At 27.5% G+C, this 21,278-nt stretch carries 20 protein-coding genes; 13 read left to right on the top strand and 7 right to left on the bottom strand.

From position 1 onward, the window contains the following. Together rfbG and rfbF are read right to left on the bottom strand one after the other, a co-directional pair. Positions 1-632: CDP-glucose 4,6-dehydratase (gene rfbG / locus EU92_RS0108755; RefSeq protein ID WP_032523509.1), on the bottom strand; the 632-nt coding region annotated here is incomplete at its 3' end. Beyond that, on the bottom strand, positions 633-1,403 hold the full coding sequence (gene rfbF, locus EU92_RS07415) for a glucose-1-phosphate cytidylyltransferase (RefSeq protein WP_032513010.1): 771 nt from the start codon (positions 1,401-1,403) through the stop codon (positions 633-635). It abuts the gene before it with no gap. Between the two features lie 191 nt (positions 1,404-1,594). Here rfbF and EU92_RS07420 point away from each other — a divergent pair, with 191 nt between their 5' ends. The 10 genes from EU92_RS07420 to EU92_RS07465 are packed head-to-tail and all read left to right on the top strand — an operon-like array spanning position 1,595 to position 11,478. Next, the gene (locus tag EU92_RS07420; protein ID WP_032513009.1) at positions 1,595-3,004 is read left to right on the top strand and encodes a hypothetical protein; all 1,410 of its coding nucleotides are present in this window, start codon (positions 1,595-1,597) and stop codon (positions 3,002-3,004) included. Between the two features lie 35 nt (positions 3,005-3,039). Further along, on the top strand, positions 3,040-4,086 hold the full coding sequence (locus tag EU92_RS07425) for a glycosyltransferase (RefSeq protein WP_158457715.1): 1,047 nt from the start codon (positions 3,040-3,042) through the stop codon (positions 4,084-4,086). Between the two features lie 53 nt (positions 4,087-4,139). Further along, on the top strand, positions 4,140-5,072 hold the full coding sequence (locus EU92_RS07430; protein ID WP_032513007.1) for an NAD-dependent epimerase/dehydratase: 933 nt from the start codon (positions 4,140-4,142) through the stop codon (positions 5,070-5,072). A gap of 28 nt (positions 5,073-5,100) precedes the next feature. Then, positions 5,101-6,228: a glycosyltransferase gene (locus EU92_RS07435; RefSeq protein WP_032513006.1), complete on the top strand. Its 1,128-nt coding sequence runs from the start codon at positions 5,101-5,103 to the stop codon at positions 6,226-6,228. A 25-nt stretch (positions 6,229-6,253) separates the two neighbouring features. Continuing rightward, positions 6,254-7,240, top strand: coding sequence for a hypothetical protein (locus EU92_RS07440; RefSeq protein WP_032513005.1), 987 nt, complete (start codon positions 6,254-6,256; stop codon positions 7,238-7,240). Continuing rightward, positions 7,237-7,806: a D-sedoheptulose-7-phosphate isomerase gene (locus tag EU92_RS07445; protein WP_032513003.1), complete on the top strand. Its 570-nt coding sequence runs from the start codon at positions 7,237-7,239 to the stop codon at positions 7,804-7,806. The genes EU92_RS07440 and EU92_RS07445 overlap by 4 nt, the downstream gene beginning before the upstream one ends. A gap of 11 nt (positions 7,807-7,817) precedes the next feature. Beyond that, a complete protein-coding gene (locus EU92_RS07450) occupies positions 7,818-8,987 on the top strand; it encodes a DegT/DnrJ/EryC1/StrS family aminotransferase (protein ID WP_032513178.1) in 1,170 nt (389 codons plus the stop codon). Beyond that, complete coding sequence (locus tag EU92_RS07455; protein WP_032513002.1) at positions 8,980-9,729, top strand: sugar phosphate nucleotidyltransferase; 750 nt, start codon at positions 8,980-8,982, stop codon at positions 9,727-9,729. Before EU92_RS07450 ends, EU92_RS07455 begins: the two co-directional genes overlap by 8 nt. 25 nt (positions 9,730-9,754) lie before the next feature. After that, on the top strand, positions 9,755-10,948 hold the full coding sequence (locus EU92_RS07460; protein WP_032513001.1) for an NAD(P)/FAD-dependent oxidoreductase: 1,194 nt from the start codon (positions 9,755-9,757) through the stop codon (positions 10,946-10,948). Positions 10,949-10,956: 8 nt separating this feature from the next. Continuing rightward, on the top strand, positions 10,957-11,478 hold the full coding sequence (locus EU92_RS07465) for an HAD-IIIA family hydrolase (protein ID WP_052045049.1): 522 nt from the start codon (positions 10,957-10,959) through the stop codon (positions 11,476-11,478). A gap of 3 nt (positions 11,479-11,481) precedes the next feature. On the opposite strand, the gene EU92_RS09690 is transcribed toward EU92_RS07465, so the two are convergent. Next, positions 11,482-11,853 (bottom strand): hypothetical protein, encoded by a 372-nt coding sequence (locus EU92_RS09690; RefSeq protein WP_158457714.1) that lies wholly within the window; start codon positions 11,851-11,853, stop codon positions 11,482-11,484. Positions 11,854-12,723: 870 nt separating this feature from the next. On the opposite strand from EU92_RS09690, the gene EU92_RS07475 reads away from it, so the two are divergent. Then, positions 12,724-13,608 carry an MraY family glycosyltransferase gene (locus tag EU92_RS07475; RefSeq protein ID WP_193741717.1) on the top strand — a complete coding sequence of 295 codons (885 nt, stop codon included), beginning with the start codon at positions 12,724-12,726 and terminating at the stop codon, positions 13,606-13,608. A gap of 1 nt (position 13,609) precedes the next feature. On the opposite strand, the gene EU92_RS07480 is transcribed toward EU92_RS07475, so the two are convergent. The 3 genes from EU92_RS07480 to EU92_RS07490 are packed head-to-tail and all read right to left on the bottom strand — an operon-like array spanning position 13,610 to position 17,498. Beyond that, on the bottom strand, positions 13,610-14,713 hold the full coding sequence (locus tag EU92_RS07480) for a polysaccharide biosynthesis/export family protein (protein ID WP_032512998.1): 1,104 nt from the start codon (positions 14,711-14,713) through the stop codon (positions 13,610-13,612). 4 nt (positions 14,714-14,717) lie between these two features. Next, the gene (locus tag EU92_RS07485) at positions 14,718-16,442 is read right to left on the bottom strand and encodes a hypothetical protein (protein WP_032512997.1); all 1,725 of its coding nucleotides are present in this window, start codon (positions 16,440-16,442) and stop codon (positions 14,718-14,720) included. 36 nt (positions 16,443-16,478) lie between these two features. Continuing rightward, positions 16,479-17,498 (bottom strand): GDP-L-fucose synthase family protein, encoded by a 1,020-nt coding sequence (locus EU92_RS07490; RefSeq protein ID WP_032512996.1) that lies wholly within the window; start codon positions 17,496-17,498, stop codon positions 16,479-16,481. A gap of 215 nt (positions 17,499-17,713) precedes the next feature. On the opposite strand from EU92_RS07490, the gene galE reads away from it, so the two are divergent. After that, the gene (gene galE / locus EU92_RS07495) at positions 17,714-18,766 is read left to right on the top strand and encodes a UDP-glucose 4-epimerase GalE (protein ID WP_032512995.1); all 1,053 of its coding nucleotides are present in this window, start codon (positions 17,714-17,716) and stop codon (positions 18,764-18,766) included. Between the two features lie 45 nt (positions 18,767-18,811). On the opposite strand, the gene gmd is transcribed toward galE, so the two are convergent. After that, positions 18,812-19,888: a GDP-mannose 4,6-dehydratase gene (gmd, locus tag EU92_RS07500; protein WP_032512994.1), complete on the bottom strand. Its 1,077-nt coding sequence runs from the start codon at positions 19,886-19,888 to the stop codon at positions 18,812-18,814. A 202-nt stretch (positions 19,889-20,090) separates the two neighbouring features. Here gmd and EU92_RS07505 point away from each other — a divergent pair, with 202 nt between their 5' ends. Further along, positions 20,091-21,110, top strand: a complete 1,020-nt coding sequence (locus EU92_RS07505) for an NAD-dependent epimerase/dehydratase family protein (RefSeq protein ID WP_032512992.1) — start codon at positions 20,091-20,093, stop codon at positions 21,108-21,110. The last annotated feature ends 168 nt before the right edge of the window (positions 21,111-21,278 follow it).

Raw genomic sequence — 21,278 nt, 5'->3', positions numbered from 1 at the left:
TTGATAATTGCATCAGGGATTATTCTGTTCTTTGCCCAATCTCCACCGCCAATTACATTCCCAGCTCTTGCCGTGGCTAATTTTATAGAGTTCTTATCCAGAAAAGATAAACGCCAACTTGCAACTGCAATCTCTGTAGCTGCTTTAGACGCACTATAAGGGTCATACCCTCCAAGAAAATCATCTTCTTTAAATTGTTGATTTGAATTATTATTCCAATAAACCTTATCAGTTGTAATTATTAATGCGGTACCTGAGAACTTCGTATTAGTTATTGCTTCTAATAAATTTAAGGTACCCATCAAATTTGTATCCCAAGTTTGGAGTGGATTTTTATAGCTCTCTATAACTAATGGTTGTGCAGCTAAATGAATGATTATTTCTGGTCCAAAAACAGATATTTCTTTTTTAAGAAGATCATAATCTCTAATATCGCCCTTAACATTTTCTATTTGATTTTTTAATTGTTTAGATACTTTATTAAATAATGAATCTTTTTCTTCATCTAGAGAATATCCTTTTATTTTTGCCCCCAATTCTAATAATAAAATTGTCAACCAAGTCCCTTTAAAACCAGTATTGCCAGTTATAAATACTTTTTTATTTTCCCAAAATGTAATTTTGCGTACCATTTACCAAATCTTCCAGGGAGCTGAATTTGAGCTCCACAATTCATTTAAATAAATGAGATCTCTTAATGTATCCATTGGTTGCCAGAATCCATCATGTTTATAGGCACTAATTTGTAAACTTTTAGCTAATTTTTCTAATGGTTCTCTTTCCCAAACTGAGTCTTCTCCAGATATATCATCTAAGGCTTGAGGTTCTAAAACAAAAAAACCTCCGTTAATCCATGCTTTTTCACCTATTGGTTTTTCTTTAAATTGGGAAACAAGATTATTTTCATTAATTTCAAGAGCTCCAAATCTTGAAGGAGGTTTAACAGCAGTAAGCGTAGCTTTCTTTTTATTTGTTTTATGAAATTTTAAAAGTTCATCAATATTTATATTCGCTACGCCATCACCATATGTCATGAAAAATGTTTCATTGTTCAAGAAATCCTTAATCTTTCTTAATCTACCCCCAGTCATTGTAAGTTTGCCTGTATCAACAAGGGTTATTTTCCATGGCTCAACATTCTTTTTGTGTACTTTTATTGTATTTAATGACATGTCAAATGTTATATCGCTTGAATGCATAGAATAGTTCGCAAAATATTCCTTTATTACATAGCCTTTGTATCCACAACAAATGATAAATTCATTAACGTTATATGTACTAAAGATTTTCATTATGTGCCAAAGAATTGGCCTATCTCCGATTTCGACCATTGGTTTTGGTTTTATTTGAGTCTCTTCACTTAGCCTTGTCCCTAATCCTCCAGCTAAAATTACTGCCTTCATTTAAATTATTATTTTTTCTTTTTTATAATTTTGACCTTTAAAGTTAAAAATAACAAGTACTTTTTATTTAAAAAACTGAATTTTAATAATTTTTCAAATTTTTAATTAAAACAAATCACTCAAAATTTGTTATTAATTTATGATTAAGTTAATATTACACAAAGAAATTTATTGAATTTCTAAATTTTGATATGAAAAATGAAAATAACAAAAGTTTAATAATCTACGAATTAAATGAAATACCTAAAAAAGTTCTAGAGCATTACATATATAAATATCCTAGAAGTAACTTGGCAAAACTTTGTAGAAAGGATGGATATTCAGAAACTTTCACAAGTGATGCGGGTGAACTCCATCCTTGGAGTTCTTGGCCTACTTTTCATAGGGGGGTTAATTCACAAAAACATAAAATAAAATTCTTAAATCAAGATATTTCAAAAGCAACTAAATTTCCACCGATATGGCAAAAGCTTAAAGAAGAAGGCTTCTCAATAGGTATTTTTGGATCTCTTCAATCTTTCCCTCCTCTCAAAGGAAAAAATGTAAAATTCTTTTTGCCAGATACCTTTGCTCCTTATCCAAATGCATATCCAAAGTATTTAGAGGATTTTCAAACTTTTAATCTTGCTCTTACTATGAGGAACAAAGCTCATACAAGAGGAATTGAATATAGGGATATAAGAAAATTTTTAAAACTCATTTTAAATGGAATGTTTTCAATTCAAACTTTATATAAAATTTTCAGCCATGTTTTTCTGGAAATATTAAACACAAAATTTAAAAGTAGAAGATCTTTAATTCAGCCTATTCTTGGATTTGATGTATATTTTAAACTTTTAAAAAAGCATAAGCCTCAATTCTCTACTTTTTTTTCAAATCATGTTGCCGGCATAATGCATAGATATTGGAAAGATTCTTTCCCAGAGGATTTCAAAGAAAATAAGAACAAATATTTAAGAGATTCTTTTAATGCAGCATCGCTTGATATCGCACTTAATATAGCTGATTATCAAATAGGCTTATTGCTAGATTTTCAAAATAATAGAGGAGGTAAAATTTGGGTAGTGTCTGCCTTAGGGCAAAAAGCAATAAATTGGGGCGAGTATATACCTGAAATCACTCTAGATTCAGAGGATGACTTGCTTAATTTGATGGGTCTAGAAAAAACAAATTATAAATTTGTTCCTTCAATGCATCCGGATATAAATGTTGAATGTAAAAATAAATTAGCCTTGAAAAATCTTAGAAGTTCATTTGCTTCTCTTACAGATCTTGATGATTGCAAATTATTTATTGAAAGATATGAACCAGTAAACAACACAATAAACTTCACTTTAAACTCTTCAAAAGTTTTAAGTAAAACAAATAAATTAAAATATAATAATATTACTTACGGTCTTAGTAATTTTGGATTTTCCTTTGTTGAAAGAGATCTTGGTACTGGGTACCATTTTCCAAAAGGTATATTTATATCTAATGATCCTTATGATATAAAAATATATAATGAAAAAAGTAATGGATGTATTGATACAACTTCTTTTTATTGTCATATTTTGAATTATTTTAAGGATAATAATTTGTCAACAATAAATAATAAATAATCTATAATACGCTAATTAAAATTTCTTGAGATTTTTTGAAAAATAAACTAATTCGTTTTATTCATCTTTTACCCTTAGATTGTATGGGGGGAGTAGAATGCGCAGCAAAAACTACGGAAAATATTTCAAAGGGAAATATTTGCTTTTCCTTATTATATATTTCAAAAAAATCTAGAAATTATAAATCTAAATTATTAGATTTTTTAGATTTCCTTAGAGACTCTTTTTCTTCAGTACTTAAAATAGTAAATTGTTCTCCTGATGTATTAATAATTTCCTTATGGAAGAGCTGTATTGTTGGCATTTTTATTAAAATTTTAAAGCCAGAAGTTAAAATAATTTTATTTCTTCATAGTTCAAATCTAAACTTTATAGATTATTTATTTAATAATTTATTAGCAATTACAGCATTTGAAATCTGGGCTGATTCTGAAAGTACTCTTAGAAATAGATTGAATTCTTTTATCTTTATAAATAAGGGAAAAACTAAAAAGGTAATTAGTTTGATTTTGAATAAGGAAAAACCATTACCATTTAATTCAGTTAAAACAAATTTTATATATTGGGGAAGATTACATCGAATTAAAAATATAAGCAGGTCAATAGATATTTTCTATTCAATATATAAACAAATAAAGAATAGTAAATTTATAATAATTGGTCCCGATGATGGCGATTATTTGAATTTAAAGAAATATATAATTGAATTAGGTCTAGAAAACAATGTAAAAATATATAAAGAAATGAGTTTTGATAAAATAAAAAATTTTGCTCAAGATTCCTCATTTTTCATTCAAAGTAGTTTCTCAGAGGGCATGGCTATTTCAGTTTTAGAGTCTATGCAACTTGGACTAGTTCCAATAGTTACTGATGTAGGAAATATAAAGAATTATTGTAAAGATAATTTCAATTCTATTATTATTGATGAATTATCAACGAGAAAAATTCTAGAAATTTCAAGAAATCATGATAAGTATTTATTTCTAAGAAAAAATGCGATTGAAACTTGGAAGTCTAAACCTTTATATAAGAAAGATGTTTATGAAAATTGTTTAAGATTGTCTTATAAAGTAAAAAATTAAACTTTTTGTTTAAATGTCGTTTTATTCTTAAGATAAATATTCAAAACTCATTCATGGCAAAAATATTAATAACAGGAGCTGCAGGTTATATCGGATCAAAGTTAATTCCTAAACTTTTGGAAGGGGGGCATGAAGTAACTTGTGTTGATAATTTAATGTATGAAAGAACAAGTCTCATAATTCCTTCAATACATCCAAAATGTAAAATAATTATTGGCGATGCAAGAGATGAAGCCTTAATGGCTCCTCTAATAAAAGAATCTGACGTAATTATTCCACTGGCTTGTATGACTGGAGCGCCGCTTTGTGATAAAGATAAAATTGCTGCAAAAACTGTCAATTTTGATTCTGTAGTTTTATGTTCTAAATTATCTTCCCCTAATCAACTCATAATATATCCATGTACCAATAGTGGTTATGGTATTGGGCAAGAGGGCATTTTTTGTAATGAGGAATCTGAGTTAAACCCTATCTCTCTTTATGGAAAAATGAAGGTTCAAGCTGAAAAAGTACTTTTAGATAAGGGGAATGCAATCACCTTTAGATTAGCCACAGTATTTGGAGTAAGTCCAAGGCCAAGGTTAGATTTATTAGTAAATGATTTTACCTATAGAGCATATTTTGATAAGGCGGTAGTTTTATTCGAGGCAGATTTCAAGAGAAACTACTTGCATATTGATGATGCCGTGGATGGCTTCATTTTCGCAATGAATAATCAACAATTAAAAGGTAACACTTTTAATTTAGGGTATAGCAAGGCAAATCTATCAAAAAGGGAATTATGTCAATTAATACAAAAACAATTACCCAAATTTGTTTATCTTATTTCTGAGATAGGAGAGGATGTAGATAAAAGGAACTATATTGTAAGTAATGAAAAAATAGAAACCTCTGGTTTTAAAGCTAGTAGATCAGTTGAACAAGGAGTAAGTGAATTGATAAAAGCTTTGCCTTTATTAAAGAAGAATCAATTTTCAAATGTCTAATTAAATAAAACTATATATTTACTAGAAATTGGTTAATACTAATAAAAAAAAGAAGATAATATTTTTCGCTAATACTTTATGGTTTTTATGGAATTTCAAATATGAATTAGCAAAAGAATTTATAGGAAATGGATTTTGTGTTGAATTCGTATATTTAAAAGAGAATTACTTATCAAATTGCGAAAAAAAAGAAGTTACAGAAAAACTTAATCTATCTGAGATTAAAGTCTCTAAACTAAAAAACTATAAATTAAATACTAATTTCTACAACATCTTACTTTCCTATACTATTAAGTGCATTTTGTATTCTCCATTATTTTTTTATAAATGTAATCTAAAAATTGCAAATTATGATGGACTTGGAAGGATTTTTTCATCAAGGTCAATTTGTGAAAGAATTGCTAGAAGATTTTTTGAAAAAGCTTATTTAATTTTACATAATTTCTTTTTTGATCATACGATAGTTCTAAATAGTTCTGATTTAATATATTTTTTGAATAAAGGCATAAACATACCGTCAAATATTTCAATTTTGCCAGGAACCGGAATTAATAAAAACTTTTTTAAATTCAATCCAAAGTATGAAATTGATGTCAATAAACAATACATTACTATGATAAGTAGGTTAAATAATCTTAAGGGAATAAACGATTTCCTGGCTTTGGTTTATATTTATAATTTGATTTTTAAAGATATTATCCCAGATCAATTAATCAAATTTAGGGTAGTAGTACCTTCGAAAGATATTCGTAAAATTAATAAACTTATTAATAAAAATGAAATAATAAAGAAATGCCTCTTAATAGTGCCATATTCATTAGATGTTAGAAAAATATATGACACTTCATTATGTATAGTTCATCCAACTGTTTATGGCGAGGGTTTACCAAGAATCTATTTAGAGGCTGCAGCTTGCGGAGTTCCTGTTATTACTACTAAGAATCCTGGTTATGTAGATTTTTATGAAAATTATAAGACTGCACTAATTGTAGAAAAAAATAATCCAAAACAAATTTTAGACAAAATAAAAGATCTCATAATTGATTCTTCATTAAGAAGAACTTTAATTGATAACTCTAAAGATAACCTTGATAAATATTTTTCAAATACAAACAAGCAATATATTCTGATTATAAATAAATTATTTGCGATATGATAAAAACAGTTAGGAAAACTTTTTGATGTTTATATCTAGAACACCTTATAGATTATCTTTTTATGGAGGATCTTTAGATTATAAAGGCTGGTATCAAAAGAATTCCACGAAAATCATATGTGCTGGATTAGATTATTATTGTTATCAGTCAGTAAGAAGAATCCCTACTTTCTTTGATTATAAATATAGGATTTGTTATTCAAAAATTGAGAGTGCTAACAGTATTGATGATATTCAGCATCCTTCTGCAAGAGAAATTATAAGAAAATACTCTAATAATTATCCTTGTGAAATATCATATACAGGTGATTTACCAGCTCGAAGTGGCATAGGAAGTTCATCTGCTTTTACTGTAGGCTTAATAAACTCAATGAGAGCAATAAATAATAAATATATTGGTCGAACAGAGTTAGCTCTTGAAGCTATTGACTTTGAACAGAATGTCTTGAATGAAGTTGTAGGTATACAAGATCAGTGTGCTTCAGCATTTGGAGGTTTAATTCTTATAGAGGCTGATAAACAAAGTATTAGGCCTAGAAGATTTATCATTAATCCTGATTACCTGAGCTACCTGGAAGATAATTTATTAATGGGATTTGATGGAATATCAAGGAACTCTCAGGTCGCAGCAAAAAATGTAGTAGCTTCAATTTCAGAAGAAGAGAAAAATGATATGTTTTTAGAATTAGCCAATTTGAATTCTCAAGGGATAGACTTCTTTTCAGCCCAAGAAAGTATTGATCAACATGCCTTAACAACAAAAAAAATAAGGGATATTAAATTACAATTGAACGGTGATAGGAATATTGATAAAATTAATAAAATAATTTTTGATACTGAATCTTCTGGATCACTATGTACTAGGTTTATGGGTGCAGGTGGTGGGGGATTCTTTATTTGCTGGGCACCGAAGTCCAGCCATGAATCAATAAAAAATTCTGCAAAAATAAAAACTTGGGTAGATGTAAAATTTAGCTCCTCAGGAAGTCAAATAATCTTTTGTGATCAATGAAAAAATCAGAAAATTTTAATTATTTAGAGAGATTAAAAAATACCATTGGTATAATTTCTAGTTCAAATGACTTCTATGAGATAATTGATGAATTATCTGAAGATATTATTTCTTCCAATTCTGACAACAAAATTGTCGTAATATATGGAAACGGAGGATCTGCTGCAGATGCTCAACATTTTTCAGCTGAGCTTATTGGAACATATCTAAGAAAAGATAGAAAGCCTTATAAAAGCATTGCACTTACTACTGATACTTCTTTTACTACTGCATGGTCTAATGATTTTGAATTCAGCTCTATTTTTAGTCGTCAAATTGAAGCACTTTATCCCGCAGTTGGGTTGTCGATTGGTTTAAGTACCTCAGGTAAAAGTGAGAACGTTCTAAATGCCTTAAAACTTTCAAATAGTTTAGATATTAAAACAGTATTGATTTCTGGTGAAAGATGTCCTGAGCATGATTTTGTTAAGAAGATTTTTAGAATCCCATCTGTTGAAACTTCAATAATTCAAACTGTAACCCAGATCATGTATCATTCTATTTGTAATACTTTAGAAAAAGTATGAATTATCCTTTGATGAGAAATAATATTCTGAAAGAAGACCTAATTCCAGTTATAGATCTTCTAAGTAAGGATGAGCCAAAGTTAACTTCTGGTCCTGAAGTTCTTAAGTTTGAGCAAGAGTGGAGTGAATGGCTTGGCTGTGAATATAGCGTATTTGTAAATAGTGGCTCTTCTGCAAATCTTCTTTGTTTAGCATTATTGAAAGAACTATTCCCTAGTGGTGGAAAAATTGTTGTGCCCCCTTTTACCTGGAGTTCAGATATTTCTTCATTAATTTGGATGGGCTTTGAACCTCTTTTTGTGGATATAAAATTAGAAACTCTTGGTTTGGATTCAAGTCAGGTTATTGATCAGCTTAAAAAAGATAAAGAAATTGTTGCTATTTTTATAACTCATGCTCAGGGTTTGAATGCTTTAGAACAAGATCTAATTAATTACATTAAAGAAAATAACATTTTTTTAATAGAAGATGTTTGTGAATCTCATGGAGTACGTTTACCAAATGGTCAAAAAGCAGGAGCTTTTGGTGACCTCTCTTGCTTCTCTTTTTACTATGCCCATCATATGAGCACTATTGAGGGAGGAATGATTTGCACAAATAATGAATCTTTTTACCAGACTCTAAGAATGTTAAGAAGCCATGGGATGTTAAGAGAGTCGACTAATCAAGTTTTAAAAAATGAATTCGTTTTAAAACACAGGGATTTAAATCCAAAATTTATATTTACACGTCCAGCATTCAATGTAAGAAATAATGAGATAGGCGCAATTATCGGAAGAAATCAACTTAAACGCTTGGATCAAATAAAAATAAAAAGAGCTGAAAATTTTGAAAAGTTTTTAGAACTTATGCCTAATTGGGTTTTTAAAGATTTCAATTTAGAGGGACAAAGTAATTATGCTTTTAATCTTATACTTAAAGATCCTGATAAGGTACTTTTCAGTAAACTATGTAAAAAATTTGATGAGAAATTGATTGAATATAGAATTGGAAGTGCTGGCGGTGGAAATCAAATTAGACAGCCTTATGTAAAAGCATTTAAAAATATTTCAGAAGATCAAATAAAGAACCTTTTTCCAATTACAGACCATGTTCATTTTTATGGAATGTATATAGGCAATTTTCCAGATTTAGATAACAACGAAATAAGTTGGTTAGCGAATATTATAAATAATGTCTAAAAAACTAAAAGTAATTATTTTATGTGGAGGCTTTGGGACAAGAATTAAATCTAGTATTGGAAATACACCTAAGATTCTAGCTCCAATAAATCAAATCCCTTTTATTGAATATTTTTTAAAATGGTTAGATCCAGTCCTAACTATTGATAATTCTCAGCTTATTTTTTCAGTTCATTATAACTATGCTCCAATTTTAAATTTTATTGAAAAGCATAGGATTAATTGTAACTTTACAGTAGATTCTCAAGCTTATGGTACTTTTGGCGCTGTTTGCAAAGCAGCTCTTGACTATCCTTCTGATAATTATCTAATTTTAAATGGAGATACAATTTTTAAGGCTGATTTGAAATCCATATATGAAGTTTTTTTAGCAAAAAACGAGCTCCCTTTATTGATATTAAAGAAAACAGATCATAACGATAGATATGGAGGATATAAAATTGAAAATGGAAAATTTATTCTTTCAAATAACCTTGCTGAACATATTTCATTAGGGGCCTACTTTATATCTAATTCTGAATTAATTAATAGGTGGCAATTATCGACAAGTTCTGAATTCAATTTTAAAGAATTTAGTAAATTTGAGAAATTCCCACTTCTGAATGATAATGATTGTTTGGGTTTAGAACCAATTAATGGGTATTGTTTAGAATCAAACACACCTTTTATCGATATAGGCATAAAAGAATCTTTTATAAGAGCACAAAAAGAAATACCTTTTATTATTGGAAGCTATAATTAATTTATGATTTAGTTAGTGAATTGAGATGAAGGTAATAATAGGAGCTGGATGTGTAGGTTTAAGTATTGCTTATAAACTTCTAGAAAAATATAAGACAGCAAAAGACATTGTCATAATTGATAAATATAATACCCCAACAAAAGGTACTTCTTTAAGAAATAGTGGGGTACTTCATGCAGGACTTTATTATCCCAAAGGTTCAGATAAATCTAATTTATGCATAAAAGGAGGTGAGATTTTATTTAAATTATGCAAAGATAATAATTTGCCTGTCCTCAATTGTGGAAAGTTAATAGTACCTTTTAGTAAAAGAGATGAAGAAAACCTAGATAATTTATTTTTAAATGCCACAGATTGTGGAAGAACTGTAAAAATAATAGATCATCAAGAAGCCTCAAAAATTCAACCTCAAATTAGGAAATTAAATAAATATCTTTGGTCACCCAAGACAAGTGTTTTTGATCCGGAAAAAGTATTAAATTTTTTTTATAGGAAATTAATTGATTCAGGAGCAAAGTTTTTGTTGGATAGTGTAGATGAAATAGATTTCGAGAGATTATCTATTAAAACAAAGAGAAATAACAATTTAAAATATAGTTTTTTATTTAATTGTGCAGGACCTGGCGCTCTGAAACTTGCTGAAAATAAAAAAAAATTATATGGAAATCTCATTGTTTTGCCAATACTTGGACAATATGGAATTATACCAAGAAAAAATTACTTGAAAACTAATATTTATCCTGTGCCTGATCCAAATCTTCCTTTCTTAGGTATTCATATCACACCCCTTAACGATGGCAATATACTTATTGGACCTAATGCTATTCCTGTTTTCAACAAAGATGTACAAGGAAAAGAATTAAGTGACTTAATTTCACTATTCCCAAATCTTTTTTATCATTCAAAATTATTTTTATCTAATGCACAAAATTATAGAAAACATGCTTTAAATGAATTAAGTTTTTCCGTCCTAAATAAATTCAAAAAAGAAACTGCTAAATTTCTAGATTTTTCTGATAACAGTATCGAGAATATGTTCATGTCTAAAAAAAATTATGGAATTAGACCACAACTTTATGATAAACAGCGAAATAAATTAGTAGATGACTTTATGTATGATATTGATGAATCATCAATAAATATTGTGAATGCTGTAAGTCCTGCTTTTACGTCTTGTTTAGCCTTATCAGAAAAAATAGTTAAAACAATATCTAATTAATTCGAAATATGCCTATTTGTTATTTAGATAGAGATGGAGTTATAAATCATCACTTACCATATGTAGGTACTTTAGAAAGGTTTTTTTGGCACTCAGAGATTATAGAAATTTTAAAAATTTTAAAAGGATTCGATTATAAGTTTATCTTGGTAACTAATCAGTCTGGAATAGGAAGAGGATATTATTCATTTGAGGAGTTTGATCAACTTAATAATGTTATAAAAGAAAAATTTAGATTGAATAATTTAGCCATTGAGATAAGATTTTGTCCTCATACACCCAGCTGCAACTGTAAATGTAGAAAGCCAAAAACTGGAATGATAGATAATGATTTAAGAACAAAAGAAGATATTTTTATAGGAGACCAACCTAGCGACATGATGTGCGCCTTTACAAGTGGTGTTATGCACAGGTGGCTTATAAATAAAGAAAATTACAGATTTTCAACAAGGTTTGCAAAAAATCACAAACAACTTCTTCTAGAAATAAATTCTTGGTATGAAAATGATATTAAAAAACAAAAAATTTAAATCTTACTCAGGTAATACTGCAAATATAAATGTTGTATATATGGGGATAGTAGATGACATATATCTAATCGCTCCTCCTGGATTATTTTGAGATAAGAAACCATTAAGTATAAAAAATGATATTAAGAAAAATGCTTTGAAAAAAAATAAATTCCTAATCTTTAAATTTTTTAGAAAGTAATTAAGACTTAATCCAATAGTGAATATAAATGTTGAAAAACTATTAAATAGAAGAAATGAAGCTTTGGTAAAAGATTCACTAAAATGAATTATTGATATCCCTGTAATCATTTGATAAGAATTTTTAAAAAAACTATCTAAATTAAAATCTGGATTCGTTGAACTAAAAGTAGCATTATCAGTATAGGAGGCCATCCATTGATAATACAACTCTTCGTTCAAAACTTGGTATATAAAATCCCAATTATAAAAAAGAACAATTATTGAAATTGGAAATAATATTAATGATAAATTTTTAAACTTATTTTTATTAAATAAAATAATAAAATTAAGTAATAAAATTAACAAGAAAAATCCCGTTAATTTTCTCATAATAAATAATAAAATTGTGCAAATTATAAATTTAGATATTTTTAAAATATTTAATCTATATGACTTTTTTTGATAATTGTAATTTGCTATTTCTATACATAATTCGGATGCTAAAAAGATGCTTATAATATCTTTTCCTGCAAAACTAGTGAAAACTAATGTAACGGGAGCAAAAAGACAAAGTAGTATTGAAAAATATACTAATTTTGAATTGAAATAATTTTTTAATTTTGTAGATAAGAATAATAGTGATGATAATTTAAAAACATTTTTATAGTATAGAAATGAGAATAAAATTTCTCCAAAAATGTTTAAATTTTTGAATATAAAACCAGTAATTATATTTCTTACACTATTCCAACCGGTTAAGTAAAAGTAAGCATCTCTATCACCTGTGGTGAAATCAAAATTTTCTCTTACTAAAATAATAGATGCAATTATTATAAATACGTAAATATAACTAGACTTAAAACTCATATTATTTGTTTACTCTAAAGAATATTATTGCATAATTTATATTTAAAATTTAATAATATACAATTAAGATAAATTTTAAGTGGTAAATTAATAATTAATGCAATAAATATTTTGATGAATTTTATATTGATTTTAATATTAGGCAGCCTTTCTTCTTTTATAGTCACATATATTTTAACCCCATTTATTAGGAATTTCTCGATAAAAAAGGGTTTATTGGACATTCCAAATGATAGAAAAGATCATAAGATTCCAATAGTAAGATTAGGAGGTGTATCGATATTTTCTGGATTTATAATATCTAATTCAGTTTTCTTTATAATTTCTAAATTAGATGGAGATTCAATTTTAGATAGTAAATTATTTTTTACCATAATAATAGGATCTATAATTTTTTTTCTAATTGGATTAGCAGAGGATTTACTAGAAAATATTGATCCATTTTTAAGATTATTTATTCAATTTGCCTTTACCTTTTTGATTTGGAGTCAGGGGTTGAGAATAAATGGAATTTCCTTGGATATTTTTGGCAATAGTTATAACAATCTAATATTTTCAGATTTTATAAGCATTATCTTCACCTCTATTTTTATTGTGGGAATTGTAAATGCTTTGAATTGGATTGATGGCCTAGATGGCTTAGCTGGTGGTATTTCGATTATCAGTTTAACAACAATGACATTTATAATATCACCATCATATATATTTCTGGCTTTTTCTTTAATAGGATCATGCGCTGCTTTTCTAAGATTTAACTCTCATCCAGCCTCCATTATTATGGGTGATTCTGGTTCTTATTTATTAGGATTTTCTTTAGCATCACTTTCAATAATATATTCATCTTCCTCAAATACTCAAAATTTACCAGGCATAGTGAATTTGGTTGCCATTGTTTTTTTATTATTTATTCCCTTAATAGATATGGTAAGAGTTATTTTTACAAGAATTATTAATGGGTTTTCACCATTTTATCCTGATAAAATTCATTTTCATCATGTTTTAAGAGATAAAGGATTTAATTATAAAAAAATAATATTTATATTTTATTTTTTTTCAATTATTACCTGTATGATGGCTTCTATGCTTGTAAGTCAAACTTAATTTAAAAATCAAATATCTTATAAGTTGAATAAATACCTACAAATGGTCTCGTTAAATCAGTAACAATTTCATTAACTACTTTAAGAGAATGTTTTCCAACAAAAATAATATCGCCCTCCTTTAAATAGGGATTCTTTTTTGAGCCTCTTTTATTATTTCTATTGAATCTGAATGTTTTGTTTGAATAACCTCCATCACTTGTAAACCTACTTAAGGTTACGTTACCTTTGAAAAACCCTTGTCCTCCTGAAATTATTATGGCTGTGTTTAAATCTGTATCTCTTTTTAAATTAAGTGGTCCTGCATTTCTTACATCGCCAGATATATAAACATTTATAAATGGAGAATTTATATTACTTTTTAAAGCCTCTTTTATCTTAAAGGTTATCTTTTCATCTCCTTTGGCAACATAAATATTATCATTATTCTTTAATTTTATATTTTGCGATTTATCGCCAGTAGTAAGAACTTTAAGAAGATTCAATTTCGTTTTTATTTGACCTCCTCCATTTGATATAGGATTTTGTCTGATAACTTCTATATTTGTTAAATCGGAGAATGGAGAAATACCCCCAGCTTTTTGGATAGCATTAAATACTGTTGGGGTAAAGCCTATTTTGCTATAATTTGCTTTATCATTATCAACTTGTGGATCGCCATAGAAAAAGGTATACATACCTGGATTTTTTACTTCGCCTCTTATTGATACCTTTAGGGGTTTTGGAGCAATTACAGAAATTTTAACATCAGGTTCTCTTATTATTTTAAGCAGTTTCTTATTTAATAAATTTTCTAATTCATTTATTGTTAGACCAGATACAAAAACCCTTCCTATCTCTGGAACTACTATATTACCTTGAGAATCAATAACCACTTGTATTTTTTCAAGTTCTTCTATAAGATCTATAATTTGTATTCCTAAAAGATCACCTTCATCTAAAATATAAAAATCATCATTTATTTTTTCTAAATATTCAACATCTATCGAATTCTGATCATTTTTGACATCTGAATAAACTTTGTTGATTTCTGATTGTGAAAATAAAAGAGTTGTAATTAGAAAAAATAGAAAGTTTTTTTTATTGAAATTTAAAATTTTTAACATAAATCTAATTCTTTAACTTAACTTGATTAAAAGATATAGTTTCTTCAAATAATATCCAACCTATTAAACTAAATTCAACAAAATTAATTCTTCTTTTAAAGTTTGCAATATCATCTCTTGTAACTCTCCCAGATTGAATTAAAAGTAATTGAGTACTTTTAGTATTGATTTTAGAAATATTATTTACTATTTTAAATTCTTTCTCTGGATTATTCTTCTGGAGTTTTGATAATAAAAAATCTAATAATTTATTATCAATATCTCCTAATTTTATTAATTCTATTTTGTTAGTATTTTTAAAAAATATCTTAGAAATTGAGTCTAAATATTCGTTCCAGTCTTCCGAAAGATTAGAAGGTATTTTCTCAAGTAAATTATATGGAATTAAATTTTCAAACTCTTTTGAAGAGTAAACATAGTTTTTATATTTCTCTTCAATATATATATATAAGATTGAAAAAAATAACAAAAATAAACTATGAATTATTAATATATTGGATCTTAAAGGACCAACTTTTTGATCCAGAAGAGTAGGTTCTGTTATTAACTTATATGGTTCTTTTTCTTTTGCTTTTTCAAGATTAAGTAATCTTAATTGAGATTCTAAATCGATTAAAGTATAACTATCTCTTATATATTCATTATTTAATCTATTAAATTTTACATAGACTCCATCCTCCCTTTCATTTGATTTGATCATTATATCTGCTGCGTCAATCTTGGCTAATATCACTTTTAAGGATGCTTTTTTTATATTCTCCAATATGACTTCTTTTTGTCTATATAATTGTTTAATTTTAGAATAATTATCTGTAAATATTGCTTTTGAAGCACTTATTTTGTTATCTAGAATCTTTAATTCGTCAAGAGTAGATTTATCAACTAATTCATAAGTAGAAGCTAGATATGATAACTTTTCATTATCAGTATCTTCTTTTTTAAAATATTCAGCTAATTGATAAAGCAATCGTTTCTGAATAGCTGCTTGAGTAGTCTTATCTTGAACATTCAAGTTGTTAGATGAAAAAGGTTTATTAAGCTTTGATGAGAAGTCTAGGGGAGGATTATTTACAACTTTAAGGTCATTTTCTAATGCGAATCTCTGAGAATTTTCATAAGAAATATTGCTTTTTTCCCTATAAATTTTTATTTGATTCTTAAGGTATTTTTTACCCCTTGAAAGCTTTTGGTCCATATTTACTTTCGAATACTTTTGGTACACTTCTGAAATATCATTCAAAATAGGAAGTATAGATTTCCTATTTATATTTTTGTATTTTATTTGCAGTACACTGGTACCCTTTTCAAGCTCAACTTTTAAGTTACTTTTCCAATCCCTAAATGATATTGGTTTATTATTATTCGGATGATTCTCATCTCTAAGTATTGATTTTTTATATATAGGCATAAGTATTGAAGAACTTTTAAGAATCTCAACTTCAGTATCAAGTTTGGAGGATGTCTTTTTATCCAAAATAAAATCAAAATTATTATTAGCAGATTGGAAAACATTATTTATTGGGCTTTCTTCATTTTCAAGAACTATCTGGAATTCACCTTGCCATACATTTTTCAGCCTAAGAGCATAAATTAAACTTATACTTAACCCTATACTTAAAATATAAATAAACTTTCTAGAATTTCGTATAAAAAAAAGAGCTAAATCTTTGTAAAGAATATCATCATTCCCTATTAATATTTCCTCTTCTTTAATTGAATTACTTTTCATTTAATATTTATGGTTAACGTGTGCTTGATAAATAATTTAGAGTCTTAGAAATTTACTTTCTTCTATTGAAGTTTTAAAATACTCAACAGTAGACATAATACCATCTTCTAGAGTGATATTTGGAGACCAACCTAGACTTGAAATTTTGTCAATATCAACTCTTTTAATAGGATGCCCATCAGGCTTTGATTTATCCCATATTATCTTACCTTTATAACCAGTCTTCTTAGCAATTAAAATAGCCAATTCTTTGATAGATATATCAGATCCTGATCCAACGTTAAGATATGAAATTCTTTCTCCATTTAAACTTTTTGGAGCGTTCTCTGCAAAAGTCGACCAATTCTCAAGAAGGAAAACAGAAGCATCTCCTAGATCATCAACATGTAAAAAATCTCTTCTAGGAGACCCACTGCCCCAACAGATAACTTCCTTAACAGAATTTTTTTTTGCTTCATAAAAACGTCTTATTAATGCTGGTAAAACGTGGCTATTAGTTGGATGGAAATTATCCATTGGACCGTAAAGATTAGCTGGCATTATACTTATTGCGTTAAAACCATGTTGCTTTATTAAAGATTCACATAGTTTTATTCCAGCAATTTTTGCAATTGCGTACCATTGGTTTGTGCTTTCAAGTTCACCTGTTAATAATGATTCCTCTTTCATAGGTTGATGAGAAAACTTTGGATAGATACAATTACTTCCCAAAAATAGTAATTTTTTGACTTTGCTTTCCCAAGAGATCTCAATTAAATTAGTTTGAATTTTTAAATTTTCTAATAAAAAGTCAGCAGGGAATGAATCATTTGCGAAAATACCTCCTACTTTAGCGGCAGCAATGATCACCACATCTGGTTGGTTTTTTTTAAACCAATCATTTACTTCTTCTCTATAAAGATAATTTAATTCACTTCTACTTGGATAAAATAATTTTCCACCTATTTCTTCTCTTCCATATCCAGATTTTTTTAAAGATCTTAATATTGCATTACCCGCTAATCCTGAGGCTCCTGCAATTAATATTTTATCATCATAAGAAATATCTTTATTCATGAAATTATAGGATTAAATCACATATAAAAATTTTAAGATTATTAAATTAAGAATTTTATTTAAAAGAAATAAAAATTTATATTTCTCAACCTAAAAAATTATAAAAATTGCTAATTAAATATTAAATATAAGTTTATAAATAAAAAATAATTTTTAATAATTTAATAAATAATTTGAAATTGAATATTATTATATATTTTAATAATAATAATTTTATGCAAAGAATTTTAATAACTGGAGGTGCTGGTTTTATAGGTAGTCATACGTGTATAAAACTATTAAAAAATAATTATGAGGTTTACTTGGTGGATTCATTTGTCAATAGTTCTCCAAAAGTTATTAATAGAATTTCTTCAATTTGTAATTTATATAATTCAAAATTGGCAAAAAATTTAAAAGTCTTTAAAGGCGATTTGAAAGATAAAGGATTTATAGAGAATATATTTTCTAATGCGAAGAAGCTTGGCAAACCTATTGAAGGTGTAATCCATTTTGCGGGATTAAAAGCTGTAAATGAATCAGTTATTAATCCTCTACTTTATTGGTATGAAAATATGTTTTCATCAATTAATCTTGTGAGCGTAATGAAAAAATATAATTGCAACATATTGGTTTTTAGTAGTAGTGCGACCGTGTATGGCAAAGAAGCAATATCACCAATAAAAGAAAATTCTTATCTAAATCCCTCAAATCCTTACGGTAATACAAAGCTAACAATTGAGAAATTATTAAGCGATTTATATAATGAAAATCAAAATCTTTGGAAAATAGCTTGTTTAAGATATTTTAATCCTATTGGAGCTCACCCCTCTTCTTTAATAGGTGAAAACCCTCTTGGAACTCCAAATAACTTATTCCCATTAATATGTAACGCTGCTATAGATAATAATCATAAATTAAATATTTTTGGTTCTGATTGGAATACTATTGATGGAACGTGTATTAGAGACTTTGTGCACGTTTCTGATGTAGCAGAAGGACATCTAAAAACTTTAGAGTATTTAATACATAATAAATCTAATATTCTTAAGATGAATATCGGAACAGGTTTTGGCACAACTGTTCTTCAACTTATTGAGACTTTTTCAAGGATCAATAATATAAAGGTTGATTATAAATTTAGCTCTCGAAGAGCTGGAGATATCGCAGAAATAGTCGCGGATAATTCTTTGTCAAGTTCTTTATTAAACTGGAAACCGCAAAAATCTATAGAGGAAATGTGCGTTGATGGATGGAACTGGAAAAAAAATAACGTTAATGGTTATTAAATTTTAAGAAAAAAATTTTGTAAATTATTAGGATATAGATTTTATTTATAAATCTTTTTGAACTTCTTTTTTATCCGTCTCCACCATTTCCATAATCATTTCCTCCAATGTAATTTTTGGTTTCCATCCCATATCTTTGTACGCATTTGATGAGTCTCCTCTTAGTTCTTCAACTTCTGTGGGCCTAAAATATTTTGGATCAACTCTAATTACAATTTTATTATTATCTGCTCTTCTTCCTATTTCATTTACTCCTTCACCTTCCCAAAGTATTGCAGGTTCATTTTTATTTTTGTTCCAACCTAGTTGTTTTGCTGTTAATTCAATAAACTTTCTTATGGTTTCCATTCTTCCAGTAGAAATAACATAATCTTTAGCTTCTTTTTGTTGAAGCATTAACCACTGCATAGCTACATAATCTTTTGCATGACCCCAATCTCTTTTGGCGTTTAAATTTCCCATATGCAAGCATTCATCTAAACCAGAATCTATTCTAGAGAGCCCCCTAGTTATTTTTCTAGTCGCGAAAGTTTCTCCTCTTCTTGGACTTTCATGATTAAACAAAATACCATTACAGGCAAAAATACCATAAGCTTCTCTATAGTTAACAACTATCCAATATGCATACAATTTGGCTACTCCGTAGGGACTTCTTGGATAAAAAGGAGTATTTTCATCTTGAGGACTCATTTGAACTTTTCCATATAATTCACTGGTACTGGCTTGATAAAGTTTGGTTTTCTTTGATAATCCAAGTATTCTTATGGCCTCAAGAATTCTTAAAGTTCCTAATGCATCACTGTTTGCAGTGTATTCAGGAGTTTCAAAACTTACAGCTACATGACTTTGTGCACCTAAATTATAGATTTCGTCTGGCTCAACTTCTTTTATAATTCTTATTAAATTTGTACTATCTGTAAGGTCGCCATAATGCAAAATGAAATTTACATTTTCTTCATGAGGATCTTGATAAAGATGATCTATCCTTCCAGTATTAAAACTACTTGATCTTCTTTTTATACCATGAACTTCATAACCTTTTTCTAAAAGAAATTCACTTAAATAACTACCATCTTGTCCAGTTACTCCTGTTATTAGAGCTTTTTTGTTTTTTTTTCTCATAATTATTGAAGAATTTAAAGTTTATAAAAATTAAATGGCTTTTATTTTATTTTATTTTATTTTTAACAAAAAAATTAATTTCTCGATTAAGAAAAAAAAAATAATTGCAGATTTTCTTTTAAGCCGTTTTACAATTCCGTAAACATTATGTAGTTAATATTATAATATTTGGGGGGATAAAAATTAAAATTAGTCAATATAAATGTTAAATGATAAATCATCTTTTCTAGTAACTGGTGTTGCTGGTTTTATAGGATCAGCTTTAGTAAAAAGACTACTTAAGAATGGGAATAAGATAGTAGGCTTAGATAATATGAATAATTATTATGATAAATCTTTAAAAGAATCTAGACTAAGAAATATTGAACTAATTTCATCTAAATTTAAAGGTAAATTTACTTTCTATAAATGTTCACTAGAAGATAAATCTCTTCTTGAAAGTATTTTTGTTAAAGAAAAACCAGATATAGTTGTTCACTTGGCTGCGCAGGCTGGAGTCAGATATTCGATTGATAATCCTAATGCCTATTTTCAAAGTAATTTAATAGGATTTGGAAATATTCTGGAATCATTAAGAAAGATTAGTATTAAAAACTTTATCTTTGCATCAAGTAGTTCCGTATATGGCGAAAGTAGAGATTTACCATTTAAGGAAGATCAATTTGTAGATAAACCAGTCAGCCTCTACGCTGCAACAAAAAAATCAAATGAATTACTTGCTTATTCATATAGTCACCTTTATAAGCTTCCCACAATAGGACTAAGATTTTTTACTGTTTACGGCCCATGGGGTAGACCAGATATGGCTCCATATATTTTTCTAGAGTCTATGCTTTTAAATAAAACTATCAAAATATATAACTACGGAAAAATGAGAAGAGATTTTACATATATTGATGATGTAATAGAAGGATTATTTAGATGCTGTTTTAAGCCAGTCTTAGATAATAAATCTTCTTCTTATTTAGAAAAATCAGCTCCATTTAAAATTTTCAATATAGGTAATGGTAATCCTATTCAATTAATGGATTTCATTAAAACATTAGAGAGTAAATTAGGTTTTGAGGCTATCAAAGAATATCTACCTATTCAAAAAGGTGATGTCATAGAAACTTTTGCTGACACTTCAGAATTGCAAAAATGGATTAATTTTTATCCAGAAACCTCTATAGAAAAAGGATTAGATGAATTTATCAATTGGTATAAAAGCTATCATTCCTAAAATTATTAAAACTATTTTTTTACTAAGTAAAACATCATTCTTAGATTTAATATAGCCTATTTTTTAATCTTAAAAAATAAAAAACTTTATTAGGAGTTGTTTAAAAATATTCTTATCAAGTTACTATAGACATAAAAAGTCTTGTAAAACCTTATAGTGAAATTTATA

This window comes from Prochlorococcus marinus str. MIT 9107 (assembly GCF_000759855.1).
Lineage (GTDB): Bacteria > Cyanobacteriota > Cyanobacteriia > PCC-6307 > Cyanobiaceae > Prochlorococcus_A > Prochlorococcus_A marinus_N.
This window is presented reverse-complemented; position numbering and strand designations above follow the sequence as displayed.

Bases quoted from the DNA above. Each gene is read 5' to 3' on its own strand.
- rfbF (WP_032513010.1), bottom strand. From the start codon at position 1,403: ATGAAGGCAGTAATTTTAGCTGGAGGATTAGGGACAAGGCTAAGTGAA.
- EU92_RS07420 (WP_032513009.1), top strand. From the start codon at position 1,595: ATGAAAAATGAAAATAACAAAAGTTTAATAATCTACGAATTAAATGAA.
- EU92_RS07430 (WP_032513007.1), top strand. From the start codon at position 4,140: ATGGCAAAAATATTAATAACAGGAGCTGCAGGTTATATCGGATCAAAG.
- EU92_RS07440 (WP_032513005.1), top strand. From the start codon at position 6,254: ATGTTTATATCTAGAACACCTTATAGATTATCTTTTTATGGAGGATCT.
- EU92_RS07445 (WP_032513003.1), top strand. From the start codon at position 7,237: ATGAAAAAATCAGAAAATTTTAATTATTTAGAGAGATTAAAAAATACC.
- EU92_RS07450 (WP_032513178.1), top strand. From the start codon at position 7,818: ATGAGAAATAATATTCTGAAAGAAGACCTAATTCCAGTTATAGATCTT.
- EU92_RS07455 (WP_032513002.1), top strand. From the start codon at position 8,980: ATGTCTAAAAAACTAAAAGTAATTATTTTATGTGGAGGCTTTGGGACA.
- EU92_RS07460 (WP_032513001.1), top strand. From the start codon at position 9,755: ATGAAGGTAATAATAGGAGCTGGATGTGTAGGTTTAAGTATTGCTTAT.
- EU92_RS07465 (WP_052045049.1), top strand. From the start codon at position 10,957: ATGCCTATTTGTTATTTAGATAGAGATGGAGTTATAAATCATCACTTA.
- EU92_RS09690 (WP_158457714.1), bottom strand. From the start codon at position 11,853: ATGGCCTCCTATACTGATAATGCTACTTTTAGTTCAACGAATCCAGAT.
- EU92_RS07480 (WP_032512998.1), bottom strand. From the start codon at position 14,713: ATGTTAAAAATTTTAAATTTCAATAAAAAAAACTTTCTATTTTTTCTA.
- EU92_RS07485 (WP_032512997.1), bottom strand. From the start codon at position 16,442: ATGAAAAGTAATTCAATTAAAGAAGAGGAAATATTAATAGGGAATGAT.
- EU92_RS07490 (WP_032512996.1), bottom strand. From the start codon at position 17,498: ATGAATAAAGATATTTCTTATGATGATAAAATATTAATTGCAGGAGCC.
- galE (WP_032512995.1), top strand. From the start codon at position 17,714: ATGCAAAGAATTTTAATAACTGGAGGTGCTGGTTTTATAGGTAGTCAT.
- gmd (WP_032512994.1), bottom strand. From the start codon at position 19,888: ATGAGAAAAAAAAACAAAAAAGCTCTAATAACAGGAGTAACTGGACAA.
- EU92_RS07505 (WP_032512992.1), top strand. From the start codon at position 20,091: ATGTTAAATGATAAATCATCTTTTCTAGTAACTGGTGTTGCTGGTTTT.